16 protein-coding genes are annotated in these 19045 nt (G+C 63.4%); 8 read left to right on the plus strand and 8 right to left on the minus strand.

Annotated elements, in window-relative coordinates:
* Positions 1 to 151 precede the first annotated feature (151 nt).
* A complete protein-coding gene (locus ACVW16_RS17760; protein WP_456738264.1) occupies positions 152 to 721 on the plus strand; it encodes a L,D-transpeptidase family protein in 570 nt (189 codons plus the stop codon).
* An 80-nt stretch (positions 722 to 801) separates the two neighbouring features.
* On the opposite strand, the gene ACVW16_RS17765 is transcribed toward ACVW16_RS17760, so the two are convergent.
* Positions 802 to 1491, minus strand: coding sequence for a YggS family pyridoxal phosphate-dependent enzyme (locus ACVW16_RS17765; RefSeq protein ID WP_456700431.1), 690 nt, complete (start codon positions 1489 to 1491; stop codon positions 802 to 804).
* A 109-nt stretch (positions 1492 to 1600) separates the two neighbouring features.
* Here ACVW16_RS17765 and ACVW16_RS17770 point away from each other — a divergent pair, with 109 nt between their 5' ends.
* The 4 genes from ACVW16_RS17770 to holA all read left to right on the plus strand — a co-directional run bounded on the left by ACVW16_RS17770 (position 1601) and on the right by holA (position 7779).
* Positions 1601 to 3316, plus strand: coding sequence for a diguanylate cyclase domain-containing protein (locus ACVW16_RS17770; RefSeq protein ID WP_456700432.1), 1716 nt, complete (start codon positions 1601 to 1603; stop codon positions 3314 to 3316).
* A 147-nt stretch (positions 3317 to 3463) separates the two neighbouring features.
* A complete protein-coding gene (leuS, locus tag ACVW16_RS17775; protein ID WP_456736828.1) occupies positions 3464 to 6100 on the plus strand; it encodes a leucine--tRNA ligase in 2637 nt (878 codons plus the stop codon).
* The gene (gene lptE / locus ACVW16_RS17780) at positions 6087 to 6638 is read left to right on the plus strand and encodes an LPS assembly lipoprotein LptE (protein ID WP_456700434.1); all 552 of its coding nucleotides are present in this window, start codon (positions 6087 to 6089) and stop codon (positions 6636 to 6638) included. The genes leuS and lptE overlap by 14 nt, the downstream gene beginning before the upstream one ends.
* A 112-nt stretch (positions 6639 to 6750) precedes the next feature.
* On the plus strand, positions 6751 to 7779 hold the full coding sequence (gene holA / locus ACVW16_RS17785; protein WP_456738263.1) for a DNA polymerase III subunit delta: 1029 nt from the start codon (positions 6751 to 6753) through the stop codon (positions 7777 to 7779).
* 160 nt (positions 7780 to 7939) lie between these two features.
* Here holA and ACVW16_RS17790 read toward each other — a convergent pair whose 3' ends face one another.
* The 7 genes from ACVW16_RS17790 to hemJ all read right to left on the minus strand — a co-directional run bounded on the left by ACVW16_RS17790 (position 7940) and on the right by hemJ (position 16499).
* The gene (locus tag ACVW16_RS17790) at positions 7940 to 8830 is read right to left on the minus strand and encodes a ParB/RepB/Spo0J family partition protein (protein ID WP_456736827.1); all 891 of its coding nucleotides are present in this window, start codon (positions 8828 to 8830) and stop codon (positions 7940 to 7942) included.
* A gap of 160 nt (positions 8831 to 8990) precedes the next feature.
* Positions 8991 to 9857 carry a ParA family protein gene (locus ACVW16_RS17795; protein WP_456700437.1) on the minus strand — a complete coding sequence of 289 codons (867 nt, stop codon included), beginning with the start codon at positions 9855 to 9857 and terminating at the stop codon, positions 8991 to 8993.
* Between the two features lie 30 nt (positions 9858 to 9887).
* Positions 9888 to 10661, minus strand: coding sequence for a 16S rRNA (guanine(527)-N(7))-methyltransferase RsmG (gene rsmG / locus ACVW16_RS17800; protein ID WP_456736826.1), 774 nt, complete (start codon positions 10659 to 10661; stop codon positions 9888 to 9890).
* 9 nt (positions 10662 to 10670) lie between these two features.
* A complete protein-coding gene (gene mnmG, locus ACVW16_RS17805; protein ID WP_456738980.1) occupies positions 10671 to 12551 on the minus strand; it encodes a tRNA uridine-5-carboxymethylaminomethyl(34) synthesis enzyme MnmG in 1881 nt (626 codons plus the stop codon).
* Between the two features lie 401 nt (positions 12552 to 12952).
* Positions 12953 to 14278 (minus strand): tRNA uridine-5-carboxymethylaminomethyl(34) synthesis GTPase MnmE, encoded by a 1326-nt coding sequence (gene mnmE, locus ACVW16_RS17810; RefSeq protein WP_456736824.1) that lies wholly within the window; start codon positions 14276 to 14278, stop codon positions 12953 to 12955.
* Between the two features lie 258 nt (positions 14279 to 14536).
* The gene (gene rho, locus ACVW16_RS17815) at positions 14537 to 15802 is read right to left on the minus strand and encodes a transcription termination factor Rho (RefSeq protein WP_092232423.1); all 1266 of its coding nucleotides are present in this window, start codon (positions 15800 to 15802) and stop codon (positions 14537 to 14539) included.
* A gap of 262 nt (positions 15803 to 16064) precedes the next feature.
* Positions 16065 to 16499, minus strand: coding sequence for a protoporphyrinogen oxidase HemJ (gene hemJ / locus ACVW16_RS17820; protein ID WP_456736823.1), 435 nt, complete (start codon positions 16497 to 16499; stop codon positions 16065 to 16067).
* Positions 16500 to 16954: 455 nt separating this feature from the next.
* On the opposite strand from hemJ, the gene ACVW16_RS17825 reads away from it, so the two are divergent.
* Genes ACVW16_RS17825 through coaE form a run of 3 tightly spaced genes read left to right on the plus strand, consistent with a single transcriptional unit; the run spans position 16955 to position 19040 of the window.
* Complete coding sequence (locus ACVW16_RS17825) at positions 16955 to 17800, plus strand: pyruvate, water dikinase regulatory protein (protein ID WP_456736822.1); 846 nt, start codon at positions 16955 to 16957, stop codon at positions 17798 to 17800.
* 8 nt (positions 17801 to 17808) lie between these two features.
* Complete coding sequence (locus ACVW16_RS17830) at positions 17809 to 18417, plus strand: Maf family protein (protein WP_456736821.1); 609 nt, start codon at positions 17809 to 17811, stop codon at positions 18415 to 18417.
* 23 nt (positions 18418 to 18440) lie between these two features.
* Positions 18441 to 19040, plus strand: a complete 600-nt coding sequence (gene coaE / locus ACVW16_RS17835) for a dephospho-CoA kinase (protein WP_456700444.1) — start codon at positions 18441 to 18443, stop codon at positions 19038 to 19040.
* The last annotated feature ends 5 nt before the right edge of the window (positions 19041 to 19045 follow it).

The following is a 19045-nucleotide window of genomic DNA, read 5'->3' on the forward strand; positions in this document are numbered from 1 at the left end:
CGGTGGGAAGTTTAAAGCGATCGCTATTTTTATTGTTGTTCGTGTTGAAGTAGTGGGCTGTCACCGATTCACAAGCCGGAATCACTCTAACCCAGAATAGCAGGGCGGATCGATGAATGTCCTGTAATGAATATTGTATGGCGCGTTCACCATGAAAAACAGAGCTGAGTCAGCCAGTTACAACAGAAATCGTGGATCGGGACCGCTTTCCGCGATCCGCGTTAAGGCTGCCGCCGGGAATCCGCGCCGGGGCTGGCTGACGGCAGGCGGCATGACGATTCCAGTGGCGCTGGGGCGCGGCGGCATTCTGGCCAATAAGCGCGAGGGCGATGGCGGCACCCCCAGGGGCCGTTTTCGTCCCCGGCAATTGTGGTGGCGGGGCGACCGGCACAGCCGTCCCAAGACCTTTCTGCCGGCACGGACGATCGGCGACATGGATGCCTGGTGTGAAGATCCCGGTGATCGCCACTACAACCAGTGGATCCGCCGCGGGGAGGGCGAGGGCGGCGACCGGCTGAAGCGGGCGGACCATCTCTATGACTTCATCATCGAAATCGACCACAACACCAGGCCGCGCATCGCCGGCCGCGGCAGCGCCGTGTTCCTGCATCTGGCGCGCGACAATTTCGGCCCGACCGCCGGCTGCGTCTCCATGACCAGGGCGGCGATGCTACAACTGCTGCGACGGGTAGGACCGAGAACGAGAATCATCATCGGGTGACGGTTCATGCTCGGCAAGGATCAGACCGCCGCCGCTTCGCGCTCCCGCGAGCGAGGCCGGCCGCCGGCCGCCAACGGCTCCTACCTATGCCCGAAGATGGCGCTTCCTACGCGCACATGGGTGGCGCCTAACATGATCGCGGTCGCATAATCCGCGCTCATGCCCATCGACAGGTTCTTTAGTCCGTTGCGCGCGGCGATCTTGGCCGTCAGCGCGAAATGAGCCGCCGGCGGCTCGTCCACCGGAGGGATGCACATCAGGCCTGAGATCGTCAGACCATAGGTGTCGCGGCAGCTCTTGAGGAAGGCGTCCGCCTCGCCGGGCGCGACGCCGGCCTTCTGCGGCTCCTCGCCGGTGTTGATCTGGACGAAGAGTTGCGGGTGCTTGTTCTGAGATTCGATTTCCTTGGCTAACGCCTGGCAAATGCTCGGACGGTCGACAGAATGGATCGCATCGAACAGCGCGACCGCCTCTTTCGCCTTGTTGGATTGCAGCGGCCCGATCAGATGCAGCGCGATGCCGGAGTAAACAGATGTTAGTGCCGGCCACTTGGCCTTGGCTTCCTGCACGCGATTTTCGCCGAATACGCGCTGTCCGGCGCCGATAACCGGGATGACTGCATCCGCCGCGAACGTCTTGGACACCGCGATCAACGTGACGGACGCACGATCACGCCGCGCATCCTTGCAGGCGCGTGCAATCTCCGCCTCGACCGCAGTGAGCGCATTTGGTGAATCGCCGGTTAGCGGCGCCGTGTCTCGTTCTGTCATGGTGGCGGTCGAGCTGTGATCGTAACGGAAGTAGGTCCAATTTTACCGAGTTCAAGAAAGGGATTTTGAACCCTTCGCTTTACCTTGGTGCGCGGGATGGGTCGCGCATATGGCAAACGTTAGTTTCAACCGCAAACGAGCAAAACTCAAGCAGGTCCTCGGCATCAGGGCCAGGCTTGCATTGCTCGCGGTGATTCTGGTCGCGCCGCTGATGCTCGATCGCATTCGATCGCTCGAGCACACCCGCACCGAGCAGATTGCGCAGGCCACGGCCGAATTCACCACCGTCGCAAGGCACAGCGCCGACGCGCAGCGCGAGGTGATCTCGTCGGTCGAGACCATCTTGAAATCGGAAGCCTTCATCCGTGCCTCCGCCGGCGGCGTCAGCAAGAGCTGCGACGTGCTGCGTGCGAGCCTGCCGACGAGCCTTCCCTGGATCCGCACGCTCCTGATCGCCGGCCAGGACGGCCGGATCCAGTGCGCGACCAACAACATGTATGTCGGCCTCGACCTCTCCGATCGGCCCTATTTCCAGCAGGCGCAGCAGACCGGCCGCTTCGTGCTGTCCGACTTCATCCTGTCGCGACCGGTGCAGGCGCCGACCGTGATGGCGGTCTACCCGGTGTCCGCGTTCAGTGGCGTCGCTGATGCCGTCGTGCTCGCAACCGTCAACCTCGACTGGATGTCGAAGGTGATGAACAATCTTGGCGGCCGCGAAGGCATCACGGCGGTGCTGGTCGACAGCGCCGGCACCGTGATGGCCGCACCCGCCGACCAGCGCGGCGCGGTCGGTCGTCCGCTCGACGACATGCCGCTGATGTCCGCGATTGCCGACATGGCCTTGCGCTCCGACCAGGACGAGGGTTCGCTGTCGTTCCTCGCCGCCGATGGTTCGCGTCGCGCGGTCAGCTACACGCGCATCGCCGGCACCAATGCCCGCCTGATCGCCAGTATCGATGAGGACAAGGTGTCCGCGGCGGTGAGCCGCGACATCAGGACCGCCTATCTCCAGCTCGCCTTCGTCGTCGTGTTCGTGCTGCTCGGCGCGCTGATAGCAGCTGAAAAGCTCGTGATCATGCCGATCGAAATGCTCGCCGACATGGCCAAGCGTCTCGGCGAGGGCGATCTGTCGGCCCGCGCAGCGCGTAAAAGCCTGCCGTCCGAATTCGTGCCGCTGGCGCGCGCGTTCAACGCGATGGCCGCGCAGCTCAGCCAGCGCGAGCGCGAGCTGATCGCAAGCAACGACCGGCTGACGGTGATGGCGTCGATCGACATGCTGTCGGGCCTCGCCAACCGCCGCGGCTTCCAGAGCCGCCTCGACTTCGAATGGATGCGCGCCCAGCAATATGGCAGCGAACTCGCGTTGCTGATGATCGATGTCGACCATTTCAAGCTGTTCAACGACACCTACGGCCATCTCGAAGGCGATTCCTGCCTGACCCGGCTCGGCGAGTCGTTGTCCGGCATCGCCGCCGATACCATGGGCTTTGCGGCACGCTATGGCGGCGAAGAGTTCTGCCTGCTGCTGCCGAACACCGACGTGAACCACGCCGTCGAGATCGGCGAGCAGGTGCGCGCGGCCGTGCTGAAGCTTTGCCTGCCGCACATCACCTCCGCCCACATGGTGGTTACGGTGTCGATCGGCGTTGCGGCGACGCGGCCCAACGAGAGCTTGCGTCCGGGCGATCTGATCGAAGCCGCCGACGCCGCGCTCTACGCCGCCAAGCATCGCGGCCGCAACAACGTGGTCGAGCATGGCGTGCAGGCGATCGACAACGGCGCCACGGAAATGATGGTTAGCGGTGCCGCCCTGGTCGCGTCTTGAAGCCGGGCCTCCGCCGTCTTGAAACGGAGCGTTTGAGGTGCCTCGGGGGTCCTATCGCATTTCGGCAACCCATTGACCGGCTGAGGACTTTTATGGCCTAGTCCGCCCTCTCAAGGCGGCCCGAACTCTCGAAAACCCAACGATTCCATGACCTCCGAACGCTATAACGCCCGCGACGCCGAACCGCGCTGGCAACGCATATGGGACGAACAGGCGATCTTCGTCTCGAAGAACGATGATTCCCGGCCCAAATACTATGTGCTGGAGATGTTCCCCTACCCCTCCGGGCGCATCCATATCGGCCATGTCCGCAATTATACGCTCGGCGACGTGCTGGCCCGCTTCATGCGCGCCAAGGGGTTCAACGTGCTGCATCCGATGGGCTGGGACGCCTTCGGCCTGCCGGCCGAGAACGCCGCCATCGAGCGCAAGGTCGCGCCGAAGGCCTGGACCTACGACAACATCGCGGCAATGAAGAAGCAGCTCCGCTCGATCGGGCTGTCGCTGGACTGGTCCCGCGAATTCGCGACCTGCGATCCCGGCTATTACAAGCATCAGCAGAAGATGTTCCTGGACATGCTCGCCGCGGGCCTTGCCGAGCGGGAGAAGCGCAAGCTCAACTGGGATCCGGTCGACATGACCGTGCTCGCCAACGAGCAGGTGATCGACGGCCGCGGCTGGCGCTCCGGCGCCGTCGTCGAGCAGCGCGAGATGAGCCAATGGGTGTTCAAGATCACCAAGTACGCGCAGGAATTGCTGTCCGCGCTTGATGGCCTCGACCGCTGGCCCGACAAGGTCAGGCTGATGCAGCGCAACTGGATCGGCCGCTCCGAGGGCCTCTTGATCCGCTTCGCGCTGGATCAGGCGACGACGCCTGCCGGCGAGAGCGAGCTGAAGATTTTCACGACCCGCCCGGACACGCTGTTCGGCGCGAAATTCATGGCAATCTCGGCGGATCATCCGCTGGCGCAGGCAGCAGCCGCGAAGAACCCCAAGCTTGCGGAGTTCATCGCCGACATCAAGAAGATCGGAACCGCGCAGTCGATCATCGACACCGCGGAGAAGCAGGGTTTCGACACCGGCATCCGCGCGGTTCATCCGTTCGATCCGAGCTGGAAGCTGCCGGTCTATGTCGCCAATTTCGTGCTGATGGAATACGGCACCGGCGCGATCTTCGGCTGCCCCGCGCATGACCAGCGCGACCTCGACTTCGTCAACAAGTACAATCTGGGCAACACGCCTGTCGTGTGCCCCGAGGGCCAGGATCCCAAGACGTTCGTCATCACCGACACCGCCTATGACGGTGACGGCCGCATGATCAATTCCCGCTTCCTCGACGGCATGACGATCGAGCAGGCGAAGGAAGAGGTTGCAAAGCGCCTCGAGGGTGAGCTGCGCGGCAACACGCCGGTCGGTGAGCGCCAGGTCAATTTCCGCCTGCGCGACTGGGGCATTTCGCGCCAGCGCTATTGGGGCTGCCCGATTCCCGTCATCCACTGTCCGAAGTGCGATGTGGTGCCGGTGCCTGATGCCGACCTTCCGGTGGTGCTGCCGGAGGATGTCAGCTTCGACAAGCCGGGCAACGCGCTCGACCACCATCCGACCTGGAAGCACGTCACGTGCCCCCGATGCGGTGGCAAGGCGAGCCGCGAAACCGACACCATGGACACCTTCGTGGATTCGTCCTGGTATTTCGCGCGCTTCACCGATCCCTGGAACGCGACCGCGCCGACGACGCCTGATGTCGCCAACCGGATGCTGCCGGTCGACCAGTATATCGGCGGAGTCGAGCACGCGATCCTGCATCTGCTCTATAGTCGCTTCTTCACCCGCGCCATGAAGGCGACCGGGCACCTTGCGCTGGACGAGCCGTTCGCCGGCATGTTCACGCAGGGCATGGTGGTGCACGAGACCTACCAGAAGGCCGACGGCAGCTGGGTGCAGCCGGCTGAGGTGAAGATCGAGGTCGACGGCAACGGGCGCCGCGCCGTGCTGCTCAGCACAGGCGAGGACGTCACGATCGGTCCGATCGAGAAGATGTCGAAGTCGAAGAAGAACACGGTCGATCCCGACGACATCATCGCGACCTACGGCGCCGACGTTGCCCGCTGGTTCATGCTGTCGGACTCTCCGCCCGACCGTGACGTGATCTGGAGCGACGAGCGCGTCCAGGGCGCCTCGCGCTTCGTGCAGCGGCTGTGGCGGCTGGTGAACGATGCCGTGGAACTCGGCAAGGGCGCGCCGGCGGCTCGGCCGGCCTCGTTTGGCGACGACGCGATTGCCCTGCGCAAGGCCGCCCACGGCGCGCTCGACAAGGTCACGACAGGCATCGAGCGGCTGCACTTCAACGTCTGCCTCGCCCATATCCGCGAGTTCACGAACACCTTCTCGGAGGTGCTGCAGCGCCCCGGTCCGGCGGCACCCGACTTGGCTCCGGATCTGGCTTGGGCGATCCGGGAAGCCAGCCAGATCCTGGTCCAGCTGGTCTCCCCGATGATGCCGCATCTGGCCGAGGAGTGCTGGCAGGTTCTGGGCCAGCCCGGGCTGGTTTCCGAGGCCAATTGGCCGCAAATCGAACGCGATTTGCTGGTCGAAGACAGCGTGACCCTGGTGGTCCAGGTCAACGGCAAGAAGCGGGGTGAGGTCACGGTTGCAACAGCGGCCCAGAATCCGGAAATCGAGGCTGCCGCTTTGGCCCTCGATGCTGTAAAGCTGGCCCTGGACGGCAAGCCCGTCCGCAAGGTGATCATCGTTCCCAAGAGGATCGTGAATGTTGTCGGCTAGGATCCGTATCGCAGCCCGCTTGCTGGCGGTCGCCGCTTTGGCGGCGCTGACGGCCGGCTGCTTCCAGCCGATGTATGCCGAGCATACCGACGGCACCCCGGGCTTGCGTGAAAAGCTGATGGGGGTCGAGCTTCCGCCGATCAGCAAGGCCAACGCCTCGCGAGAGGCCCGGGTCGGCGTCGAGGTCCGCAACGCCCTCGCCTTCAAGCTTTACGGCTCGGCGACGGGGATGCCACCGACCCATCGGCTGGAGATCCGTTTCAGCACAACCAAGTCGTCGCTGATCGTCGATCCCAATACCGGCCTGCCGAACACCGAGAACTACGGCATCGACTGCCAGTACAATCTGGTCGAGGTCGCGACCGGCAAATCGGTGATGACCGGCACCACGTTCTCGCGCGTGTCCTACGACATGCCCGGCTCCTACCAGCGCTTCGCCCGCAACCGTGCGGCGCGTGACGCCGAGGATCGTGCCGCGAACGAGATCGCCGAGAACATCAACACCCGGCTTGCCGCGTTCTTCACCGCAGGCACCTGATTCAGTTCCCTCGTTCCGGGGCGGCCGCAGGGCGAACCCGGAATCCAGAGATTGTAGATCGAGACTCCCGGTTCGCGCTTGGCGCGCCCCGGAATGACGAACCTTGAGCAACATGGTCGCGCTGCGCGGAAAAGAGATCGACGCCTTCCTGGCCCGGCCCGATGCGGGGCGGCCGGTCGTCCTGCTCTATGGCCCTGATGCGGGCCTCGTGCGCGAGCGTGCTGACGCCCTGATTGCATCCGCCGTCGACGATCCCAACGATCCCTTCTCGCTGGTGAAGCTCGATGGCGACGAGCTCTCCGCCGAACCCTCGCGCCTGGTCGATGAAGCCATGACCGTGCCGCTGTTCGGCGGCCGCCGCGCCATTCGCATCCGCGCGGGTTCGCGCAGCTTCGCCAGCGGCGTCGACACACTGTGCGAGATGAACGTGAAGGATTGCCGCATCGTGATCGAGGCCGGCGAGCTGCGGCCGGAATCGCCGCTGCGCAAGGCCTGCGAGAAGGCCAAGACCGCCGTGGCGATCGGCTGCTATCCCGACACCGAGCGCGATCTCGCGAAGCTGATGGAGGACGAGCTCCGCATCGCCAATCTGCGCATCGCGCAGGATGCCCGCGCCGCGCTGATGTCCTTCCTTGGCGGCGACCGCCAGGCCTCGCGCAACGAGCTGCGCAAGCTCACGCTCTACGCCCACGGCAAGGGCGAGATCACGCTTGAGGACGTGATGTCCGTGGTCGCCGACGCGTCCGAGCTGAAGCTCGATCCGATCGTCGACGGCGCCTTCGCCGGCCGGCCCGACATCGTCGAGACTGAATTCGCAAAGGCCATGATCGCCGGCACCTATCCCGGCCTGATCATCTCGGCCGCACAGCGCCAGGCCGCGTGGCTGCACAAGTCGGCGCTCGCGATCGCCGACGGCACGCCGGCCTCGGCCGTGCTCGATAGCGGTTATCCGCGGCTGCATTTTTCACGAAAGCCTGCGGTGGAGGCGGCGCTGCGCAATTTCAGCGTGACGCGGCTCGCCGCCATCATCGAGCAGCTTGCGACCGCCGCACTCGACACCCGCAAGCAATCGACGCTCGCCGCCGCCATCGCCCAGCGCACGCTGATGGCGATCGCCGCGAATGCGAAGCGGCGGGGGTAAGGCCGACGCTCTTCAGCTCATCGGGAGCGCAACTCTCGCCCACGTCATTGCGAACGTGGCGAAGCAATCCAGAATCTTTCCGCGGAGGGACTCTGGACTGCTTCGCTGCGCTCGCACGAGTGGATGGAGCCTGCGCGCCAGTACGACACCAGGGACGCGCCTACAGCGCGCCCTTCGCCAGCCGCTTCATCACCTCGTCGAGCTGATCGAGGTTGCGGTAGTTGATCTGGACCGAGCCGCCGGGGTCGCGGTGATTGACTGTCACCCTGAGGCCGAGCGCATCGCTGACGCGCTTCTCGAGATCGATCGTATCCGGGTCCTTCTCCTTGTTGGCCGCGGTGGTGCGCGTCTTTTGCGGCTTGCGCTCCGGCACGCCCTCTTCATGCGCGAGCGCTTCGGCCTGGCGGACGTTGAGGCCTTCCGCGACGATGCGCTTGGCGGCGGCGAGCGGATCGGGCACGCCGATCAGGGCGCGGGCGTGACCCGCCGTCAGCTCACCGCTGGTGATCAGGGTCTGCACCTCCGCCGGCAGCTTGGTCAGCCGCATCATGTTGGCGACATGGCTGCGGCTCTTGCCGACGACCTTTGCGATGTCGTCCTGGCTGCGTTTGAACTCGTTGGCGAGCGCATGATAGCCGAGCGCCTCTTCCATCGGGTTGAGGTCTTCGCGCTGCACGTTCTCGACGATCGCGAATTCCAGCGCATCGCTGTCGCTGATGTCGACCGGCACGATCGGAACTTCATGCAGACCGGCCATCTGCGAGGCGCGCCAGCGCCGTTCGCCGGCAATGATCTCGAAGCGATCCTGCGCGCCCTTCACGGGACGGACCACGATCGGCTGGATCACGCCATGCTGCTTGATCGATTCGGACAACTCCTTGAGCTCGGTGTCCGAAAAGGTGCGGCGCGGATTGCGCGGATTGGCCTTGATGAATTCGATCGGTACCTTGCGCTGCGCGCGTGGACGGTCGACGTGCTGAGCTTCGCCGCCGACGTCACCGATCAGACTCGCAAGACCTCGGCCCAGTCGCGAACGCGCTTCATCGGCCATCGCCAGCTCCCTTGGATTCACGCTGCAGCACTCCAGAACTGAATTTCGAATCGTGGAAGGTAGGGTGGGTTAGCGGAGCGTAACCCACCATTGCTTCGACTGTGGTGGTAGACTGGTGGATCACGCCTTCGGCTAACCCACCTTATGCATCGGTGTTGGATCAATGCGTGACGCGCAGCTCCCGCTCGCGCTGGATCACTTCGGTGGCGAGCCGCAGATAAGCTTCGCTGCCGACGCATTTGAGATCGTAGACCAGCACCGGCTTGCCGTAGGACGGCGCTTCCGAGATGCGGACGTTGCGCGGAATCATGGTCTTGTAGACCTTCTCGCCCATGAACTGCCTGACATCGGCGACGACCTGGTTGGAGAGGTTGTTGCGCGAGTCAAACATGGTCAGCACGATGCCGTGGATCGACAGGTTCGGGTTGAGCGTCGAGCGCACCTGCTCCACCGTTTGCAGCAATTGCGACAGACCTTCGAGCGCGAAGAACTCGCACTGCAGCGGCACCAGGATCGCATCCGACGCAGCCATCGCATTCACCGTGAGCAGGTTCAGCGAAGGCGGGCAGTCGATCAGCACGTAGGTGTAGTCGGCCTCAGGCGAGACGTTGTTGTTGAGCGCCCCGATCGCATCGCGCAGCTTGAAGGCGCGTCCGGGGGTGGTGCCGAGCTCGAGTTCGAGGCCGGAGAGATCCATGGTCGAGGGCGCGATATGCAGCCGCGGCACCGCGGTCGAGACCACCGCCTCGCGCAGCGGGGCTTCGCCGATCAGCACGTCGTAGGTCGAGCATGAGCGGTTGCGGCGATCGATGCCGAGGCCGGTCGAGGCGTTGCCCTGCGGATCGAGATCGACGATCAGGACGCGCTCGCCAATCGCCGCGAGTGCCGTGCCGAGATTGATCGCAGTGGTTGTCTTGCCCACGCCGCCCTTCTGATTCGCCAGCGCCAGGATGCGCGGGTGACCATGGGGAACGTCGGCCTTTTCTGGGTCCGTCTGATCTTGCTGCGGCACGTCAATTACGGTCATCGAAATTCCCCAACTCAACCCCTGAGCGCCTCAGGCGCGCCGTTCAACTGAAGTCAGCTCGACGATCCAGCCACCGCCCGTCCTGCTGCGATGGAGTTGCGGCTGAATATTCCAATATTTAGCGGCTTCGGTCAATTCAGCCTCTACATCTTGGCCCTTTGGAAATAACGCCTTTGCGCCTTGACGCAGCAGCGGCTCCGCAAAGCCGATGAGCTGATGTAGCGGAGCTAGCGCGCGAGCGGTGACGCAATCGACAGGGCCGGTGATTCTATCCACATTATCCCCGATCTCGGCGAGATGTACGACTCCCGGAGATGTGGTGATGCGAACAGCTTCGCGCAGAAAAGCGGCCTTCTTGGCGATTCGCTCGACGAGGTGGACGTTCGCACCTGGAGTCCCCGCCATGGCGCAAGCCAACACGACGCCGGGAAAGCCGCCACCACTGCCGAGGTCGGCCCAGCGTGTCGCTGAGGGTGCGAGATCGACGAGCTGAAGTGAGTCGGCGATGTGCCGGGTCCAGAGCTGCGGCAAGGTCGAGGGCGCGACCAGATTGGTCTTGACCTGCCACTCCCGCAGCAGCGTGACGTAGCGATCGAGCCGAGCCTCCGTTTCATGTGAAACAGGCGCGAGCTTCAACGCCGCGCGCTTGTCGGCGGCGATGATGGAATCAAGCGCCTGATCGTTGGCGGCGGCCTTGTCGATCTTCGGCTTGGCCGACCCCGGATCGGATCGACGCGTGGCGCCCTCGCCGGCTCCGGGTCGTCGCGATAGCGGCCTGTCCCCGCCCGATCCGCGCTGTTTCACGTGAAACGCCTATGCGATTGCTTTGGTCGACTTACGCGCCTCGCGGCGAAGATAGGCCGCAAGGATGCCGAGTGCGGCCGGCGTCATGCCGTCGATCCGGCCGGCCTGGCCGACCGTGAACGGCCGCGCTTTCTCCAGCTTGGCCCGGACCTCGTTGGAGAGACCGGGGACTTGGCTGTAGTCGACCTCCGACAGCACCATTCCCTCGTCGCGCCTGAAAGCCTCGACGTCGGCACTCTGGCGTTCCAGATAGACATCGTATTTGGCGTCGGTCTCGAGATGGGTCGCGATCACCGCGTCGATAGCGGACAGCTCCGGCCAGATCGCCCGGACCTGGCGCCAGCCGATATCGGGATAGGCCATCAGCTCGAAGGCCGAGCGTCGCTGACCATCCCGGTTCAGAGACAATCCGTGCTTGATCGCCTCGTTCGGGGTGATGGTCAGGGACTTCGAGAGAGCTCGGGCCCTGTTTAAGGCATCCATCTTGGTTCGGTGGAATTGGGTTCGGGCACTGCCGACGCAGCCGAGAGCGATCCCCTTCTCCGTCAGGCGCTGATCGGCATTGTCGGCCCGCAAGGTCAGCCGATACTCGGCCCGCGAGGTGAACATTCGATAGGGTTCGCTGATGCCGCGGGTCACGAGGTCGTCGATCATGACGCCGAGATAGCCGTCGGCGCGGTCGAACACCGTCAACGCAGCACCACTGGCTGAGAGTGCCGCATTCAGGCCGGCCACGATGCCCTGCCCGGCAGCTTCCTCATATCCCGTGGTGCCGTTGATCTGTCCCGCCAGGAAGAGACCGCGCAGTCGCTTGGTCTGGAGGGTCGGATCGAGCTCGCGGGGATCTATGTGGTCGTATTCGATGGCATATCCCGGACGGACCATCTTCACCTGCTCCAGACCGGGAATGTTGGCGAGGATCGCGAGCTGGACCTCCTCCGGCAGCGAGGTCGAGATGCCGTTGGGATACACGGTCGTATCGTCCAGCCCTTCCGGCTCCAGGAAGATCTGATGGCCATCGCGGTCGCCGAAGCGGACGATCTTGTCCTCGATCGAGGGACAATAGCGCGGTCCCGAACTCTTGATCTGGCCGGAGTACATCGGAGAGCGATGGACATTGGCCCGGATCACCTCGTGGGTCGCTGAGGTCGTCCGGGTGATCCCGCACTGGATCTGCGGGGACGTGATCCGCTCGGTCATGACCGAAAACGGCTCGGGCGGCTCGTCTCCGGGCTGCATCTCGACCGCAGACCAGTCGATGGTCGAGCCATCAAGACGTGGTGGAGTGCCGGTCTTCAGCCGTCCCAGTGTGAAGCCGGCACGCTCAAAGGACGTGGAAAGACCCATCGCGGGGGCCTCGCCGACCCGTCCGGCGGGCCAGTTCTTCTCGCCGAGATGGATCAGACCCCGCAGGAAGGTGCCTGTGGTGACAACCACAGCCCCTGCCCGGAGCTCACGGCCGTCAGCCAAGCGCAGCCCCGTGACCCGGCCATCGGTCACGACCAGTTCGTCGGCCTCGCCTTCGATCACCGACAGACCAGCGGTCTCCCGGATCGCCGTCTGCATCGCGGCGGCATAAAGCTTCCGGTCGGCCTGGGCCCGCGGACCTCGGACTGCGGGACCCTTGCGGCGGTTCAGCACCCGAAACTGGATGCCTCCGGCATCGCCGACCCGGCCCATCAGGCCGTCGAGGGCATCAACCTCACGAACCAGATGGCCCTTACCGAGACCACCAATGGCAGGATTGCAGGACATCGCGCCAACCGTGGCGAAACGATGTGTCACCAGAACGGTCGCAGCACCCATTCGGGCGGCCGCAGCCGCGGCTTCACAGCCGGCGTGGCCGCCGCCAATGACGATGACGTCGTAAATCTCTCGCTCTGATCGCATGGGCGCACTTCTAGCTCAGAGGGCGGAAAGCCGGAAGTGGAAACTGGGTGAGACGGCGTTTCACGTGAAACGGCACCGCGGCAGGCGGGGCGGTTTCGTGACACCCCATAGACAGGGGGAGCGCGGGCCGTGTTTCACGTGAAACAAGCCGGCGGAGGCCGACGCTGGGCATGAGCCGTTGAGGCGTGCCGCACGCGTCTTTGCGCTGAACCAACCAGAATCCCTCGGCAGGAGATTCTGGATTGCTTCGTCAAAGAGCTCCTCGAACGGGGGGATGGAGCATCGCGAACAACCGCAGCGGCGCGCGGGTGTTTCACGTGAAACGAAGCGGTCCGCTCCCATGTTTCACGTGAACCGACAAGGAATGGAACAAGAGCTAGTTCTACATTAAAGAACTAGGACTACTTTCCAATGCAGAATTTCTGAAAGATGGCCCCGAGGACGTCCTCGACGTCGACCCGCCCCAGCAGCCGACCGAGGGCATAGGCGGCGGCACGCAGCTCTTCGGCGGCGAGTTCTTCGCCATCTTCTACAAGCGCCAGACTCCGGCGCAAGCTGCCCGAGGCCCTGCTCAACAAATCTCGTTGACGAGCCCGGGTCAGCAATGCCCCTTCACTGGTTCCGAAGAAGTCCGCAGCGAATTTCACGAGGGACTCGACCAATTCAGGAATGCCATCGCCGCGGCTTGCCGAAATTGCGAACTCGCCCTGGGCCCCCACCCCTCCGAGATCGATCTTGTTGCGCACGACCCAGACCGGGCCCCCAGGCCGATTGCGCGATTTCGTCGCGGGATCATCGGCTCCCTTTCCGTCCACCAGCCAAAGGACGAGGTCCGCGTCATCGACGCGCGCTCGCGCGCGGCGCACGCCCTCCTGCTCGACGGGATCGTCGGTCTCGCGAATGCCGGCCGTGTCGATGACGGTAACGGGATAGCCATCGAGATCGAGCTGCACCTCAATCACGTCGCGCGTGGTGCCGGCGTGGGGCGAGACGATCGCCACGTCGCGGCGGGCGAGCTGATTCATCAACGTCGATTTTCCGACATTCGGCTCGCCCGCGATCGCGACCACCAGGCCGTCGCGCAGGCGTTCAGAATGTCCCTGTGCCGCAAGGACCTTTGCAATCTCATCGTACAGCGCTTTGATCGCCTTCACGGCCGGCGCCCTCAATTCCGCGGGCACATCGCCTTCATCGGAAAAATCGATTCCGGCTTCGATCAGTGCCGAGGCTTCGATGATGCGCTCGCGCCAGTCGCGCGCGCGATCGCCGAGCAGGCCCCGCAGTTGGCGCAGTGCCTGGCGACGTTGGCGGTCGGTGTCGGCGTGGATCAGATCGTCGAGGCCCTCCGCTTCGATGAGGTCGAGCTTGCCGTTCTCGAAGGCGCGCCGGGTGAACTCGCCGGGTTCGGCCGCGCGAGTATTCGGAATATTAGAAATCGCTGCGAGGAGCGCGGCCAGCACAGCGCGGCCGCCATGGACATGAAATTCGGCGACGTCCTCGCCGGTCGCACTGCCCGGCCCCGGAAACCAGAGTACGATCGCGTCGTCGATCGGCTGGCCAGCACTGTCACGCAGCAGCCGGCGGCTGGCCTGCCGGGGCACCGGCAATTCGCCCGCGAGGTTCGTCAGCACCAGGCTGGCCCGCGGGCCCGACACGCGCACCATGGCGATCGCGCTCGGCAGACGGCCGGACGACAGCGCAAAGATGGTCTGATCTCGCGGGTGCATGGCTTATTTGTCCGCCTCCAGGCGAAAAGGCAAACGGCGCGTCGTCTTTGCTGCAATGCAACACATACTGCAGCACGTCTTCCCAGCCTCAAGTCCGTTTCGGCTCGCACCAAGGCAACTATTTTCTTGAAATATCAAACTGTTACAAGAACTTCGGCTGCGCGGCACCTCCACCGCGATGCTGCGCATTTCCCGCAGCAACGCCGCAAGAAAAGAGGGCGCCCGAAGGCGCCCTCTGATGTTTTGCTGCATTCTGACTCAGGTATTCATGGAGTCGAAGAACTCGGAATTGCTCTTGGTCGAGCGCAGCTTGTCGAGCAGGAAATCGATCGCATCCATCGTGCCCATCGGATTCAGGATGCGGCGGAGCACGTACATCTTCTTGAGCACCTGCGGATCGGTGATGAGCTCCTCCTTGCGGGTGCCGGAGCGCGAGATGTCGATCGCCGGGAAGGTACGCTTGTCCGAGACCTTCCGGTCCAGGATGAGTTCCGAGTTGCCGGTGCCCTTGAACTCTTCGAAGATGACTTCGTCCATGCGGCTGCCGGTATCGACCAGCGCCGTCGCGATGATGGTCAGCGAGCCGCCCTCTTCGATGTTGCGGGCGGCGCCGAAGAAGCGCTTCGGCCGCTGCAGCGCGTTGGCGTCGACACCGCCGGTCAGCACCTTGCCTGACGACGGCACCACGGTGTTGTAGGCACGGCCAAGCCGCGTGATCGAATCGAGCAGGATGACGACGTCGCGGCCATGCTCGACCAAGCGCTTGGCTTTTTCGATCACCATCTCAGCGACCTGGACGTGACGCACGGCCGGTTCGTCAAAGGTCGACGATACGACCTCGCCCTTCACCGAGCGCTGCATGTCAGTGACTTCTTCCGGACGCTCGTCGATCAGCAGCACGATCAGGTAGCAATCCGGGTGATTCGCAGTGATCGAATGCGCGATGTTCTGCATCAGCACGGTCTTACCCGTGCGGGGCGGCGCCACGATCAGCGCGCGCTGGCCCTTGCCGATCGGCGCGACGATGTCGATCACGCGTGCAGAAAGGTCTTTCCGCGTCGGATCGTCGATTTCCATGCGGAAACGCTGATTCGGAAACAGCGGCGTGAGGTTGTCGAAATTGACCTTGTGCTTGGCCTTTTCCGGGTCCTCGAAATTGAGCGTGTTGACCTTCAGCAGCGCGAAATAACGTTCGCCCTCTTTCGGACTCCGAATATGGCCTTCGATGGTGTCGCCGGTGCGCAGGCCGAAGCGGCGGATCTGCGAAGGCGAGACGTAGATATCATCTGGGCCCGGCAGATAATTGGCATCGGGCGAGCGGAGAAAGCCGAAGCCGTCGGACAGCACCTCGACGACGCCCTCGCCGACGATGTCGGTTTCTGCGAGCGCAAGCTGCTTGAGGATGGCGAACAGCAGCTCCTGCTTGCGCATGGTGCTGGCATTCTCGACCCCATTCTCTTCCGCGAACGAGACGAGCTCGGCCGGCGTCTTCGACTTGAGGTCCTGGAGTTTAATTTCCCGCATTGGGGTGGTCCTGTGGGGTAACCTTGGGAGGGGGTGCGAGGAGGCTCTGAAATGCGGACGTGAGAAGGTAAGGTCCGCAGGTCTGGCAAGGTTAAGTGCCGGTGGGGGCTTCAAACCTGATGCGGTGTCCGGCCTTTAAAAGAGCTCGGACACAACCACATCCGCCTGCGTTGGGTGGGATATCGCCAGTATAGAAAATCGCTTTCCACTCCGCAAGCCGAAGCGCTGAGCGATCCTTCACGTTTCCTGCCTGGAATTTCGCCTAGAACGGCTTCACGATCACCATGATGACGATGATGATCATCAGGACGGTCGGCACCTCATTGATAATACGGAAGAATTTCTGGCTGTGCGGGCGCCGGTCGGCGGCGAAATCCCTAACCCAGCGGGAAAAAAAGCCGTGGACCGCGGACATCGCCAGCACCATTGCCAGTTTGACGTGCAGCCAGCCGAAGCTGAACCAATGGCCGGCCCAGGCGAGATAAAGCCCGGCGAGCCAGGTGACAATCATGGCAGGATTGATGATCGCCTTGAACAGGCGGCGTTCCATGATCTTGAAGGTTTCGGACTGTTTCGAGCCGATCTCGGCCTCGCAATGATAGACGAACAGCCTGGGCAAATAGAGCATGCCGGCCATCCAGGAGATGACCGCGATCACGTGCAGCGCCTTGATCCAGAGATAGACGTCTTCAAACATGTCCGGGCATCCTTTGCCCAGCCATCAGGCGGTCTGGGGATAGTAAGAACTCGTTAAGGTCTCACCTGCACACATATCCGCCCGCAGGACCTTCCTCAAATCTAGAATCTTAGATTCTTAAGGTTTGAGTCTATGTGACCGTGGATTGGACTCACGCAATTCCGTCCGCAAGTTCACATGCGCTTGTTCACATCCATCAACATATCCCAGCGGGTTCTCGCGCCGTTCGATAAGTCAGCCAGCTTCAATGGCTTGCGCCGTCCTGTCGGCAGCTTATCAAGGGGGTTATCCGCGCCGTCCCGTTTCCATGTCGGCGGGGCTTCGGACTTGTTCTGACGGGCAGTGATGTGAAGAAAATTGGCACTTGTCCCGCCCCTGGTGTCGCACAACCCTTTCCGAGAGGTTAAGGTCCACAGAAATCCACAGATCACACCGACTCCATACAAAGGGTTTCTGTGCCGACCTCGAACAATTATTTCCATCTGCACCTGGTCTCCGACTCCACCGGCGAAACGCTGATCACGGTCGCGCGCGCCGTCGCCGCGCAATATGCCAACGTCACGCCGGTCGAACATGTCTATCCCCTGGTGCGCAGCCAGAAGCAGCTTGACCGTGTGCTCGACGAGATCGAGGAAGCCCCTGGCATCGTGCTGTTCACGCTGCTGGAGAAGGACCTGGTCTCCAGGCTCGAGGACAAGTGCAAGGCGATCAACGTGCCGAGCCTCTCGATCATCGGCCCGGTCATGCAATTGTTCGAAGCCTATCTCGGCGCCGCGACCACCGGTCGCGTCGGTGCGCAGCACGTGCTCAATGCCGAATATTTCAAGCGCATCGACGCGCTGAACTACACGATGATCCACGATGACGGCCAGCACGTCGAAGGGCTCGAGGAAGCCGACGTCGTCCTGGTCGGTGTGTCCCGCACCTCCAAGACGCCGACGTCGATCTATCTCGCCAACCGCGGCATCCGCACGGCCAACGTGCCGCTTGTTCCCGGCATTCCCGTTCCGCCGCAACTGGAGACGCTGACCCGGCCGCTGGTGGTGAGCCTGCACGCGACGCCGGAGCGTTTGATCCAGATTCGTCAGAACCGCCTGCTCTCCATGGGCGCCGAATCGGGATCCGGCAGCGACAGCTATACCGACAGGCAGTCGGTCACCGAGGAGGTCGCCTTTGCGCGCAAGCTGAGCGCCAAGCACGATTGGCCGTTGCTGGACGTGACGCGGCGTTCGATCGAGGAAACCGCAGCCGCTATCATGAAGCTCTATAGCGATCGCCAGCGCAACCGGCCCTCGGAATAGCGTTCGAGATGGCTTTGTGGCGCGGCAAAACTCCGTTGATCCTGGCCTCGCAGAGCAGCGCGCGCAAAATGCTGCTGGCGAACGCCGGGCTCGACTTCGAGGCGGTGACGGCTGATGTCGACGAACGCGGCATTCAGGCCGCGTCAAAACTTTCGAATCCGCGCGAGATTGCCCTGCTGCTGGCACGCGAGAAGGCAAACGCGGTCTCAGTCCATCGTCCCGGAAGCCATGTGATCGGTGCCGACCAGACCCTGGCGCTGGGGGATCGTCTCTTCAACAAGCCCGCCGGCCGCGCACAGGCGTTGGCGCAATTGCACGATCTCTCCGGTAACACGCACGAGCTGAATTCCGCCGTCGCCGTCGCACATGACGGCAGGATCGTCTTCGAGGATGTCTCGGTCGCACGCATGACCATGCGGTCAATGTCCGACGCTGAGCTGTCAGCCTATCTCGATGCCGCAGGCGACGCCGTCACCACGAGCGTCGGCGCTTATCAGCTCGAAGGTCTCGGCATCCATCTGTTCGAGCGCATCGAGGGGGACCATTTCACCGTTCTGGGCCTGCCGCTGCTGGCGCTGCTTGCGTTCCTGCGGCGCGAACAGCTAATTGCGGTGTGACTGACAGGGATGGTTTTGCGCCGATGCGGATTCTCGGACTGACCGGCTCGATCGGGATGGGCAAATCCACCACCGCGAAATTGTTCGCGGAGGCCGGCGTTCCCGTCTACGACGCCGATGCGGCCGTCCATCAACTCTATCAAGGCGAGGCCGCGCCCGCCATCGAGGCCGCCTTCCCCGGCACCACCGCGAACGGCAAGGTCGACCGGCCCAAACTGTCCGCGCGCGTCGTTCATGATCCCGCCGCGATCAAGCAGCTGGAACAGATCGTCCATCCGATGCTCGGCGCCTCCCGGCAAAAATTCTTTGCTGACGCGGAAGCCGCCAGGGCGCCGGTGGTGGTCCTGGATATTCCCTTGCTGTTCGAGACCGGCGGCGAGAAACGGGTCGACGCGGTCGTTGTGGTCTCGACCTCGCCCGAACTGCAGCGCGAGCGCGTGCTGGCGCGCGGAACCATGGACGAGGCCAAGCTCGATGCCATCATAGCCAAGCAGATGCCCGACGCCGAAAAGCGCAAGCGGGCTGATTTCGTGGTGGATACCTCACACGGACTTGAGCCGGTGCGCGCGCAAATCACGCACATCCTGACCGAGGTCGTTAAGATGCCGCAGCGGCGAGCCTGATTCGC

The sequence above is a fragment of the Bradyrhizobium sp. USDA 4474 genome (assembly GCF_054057515.1).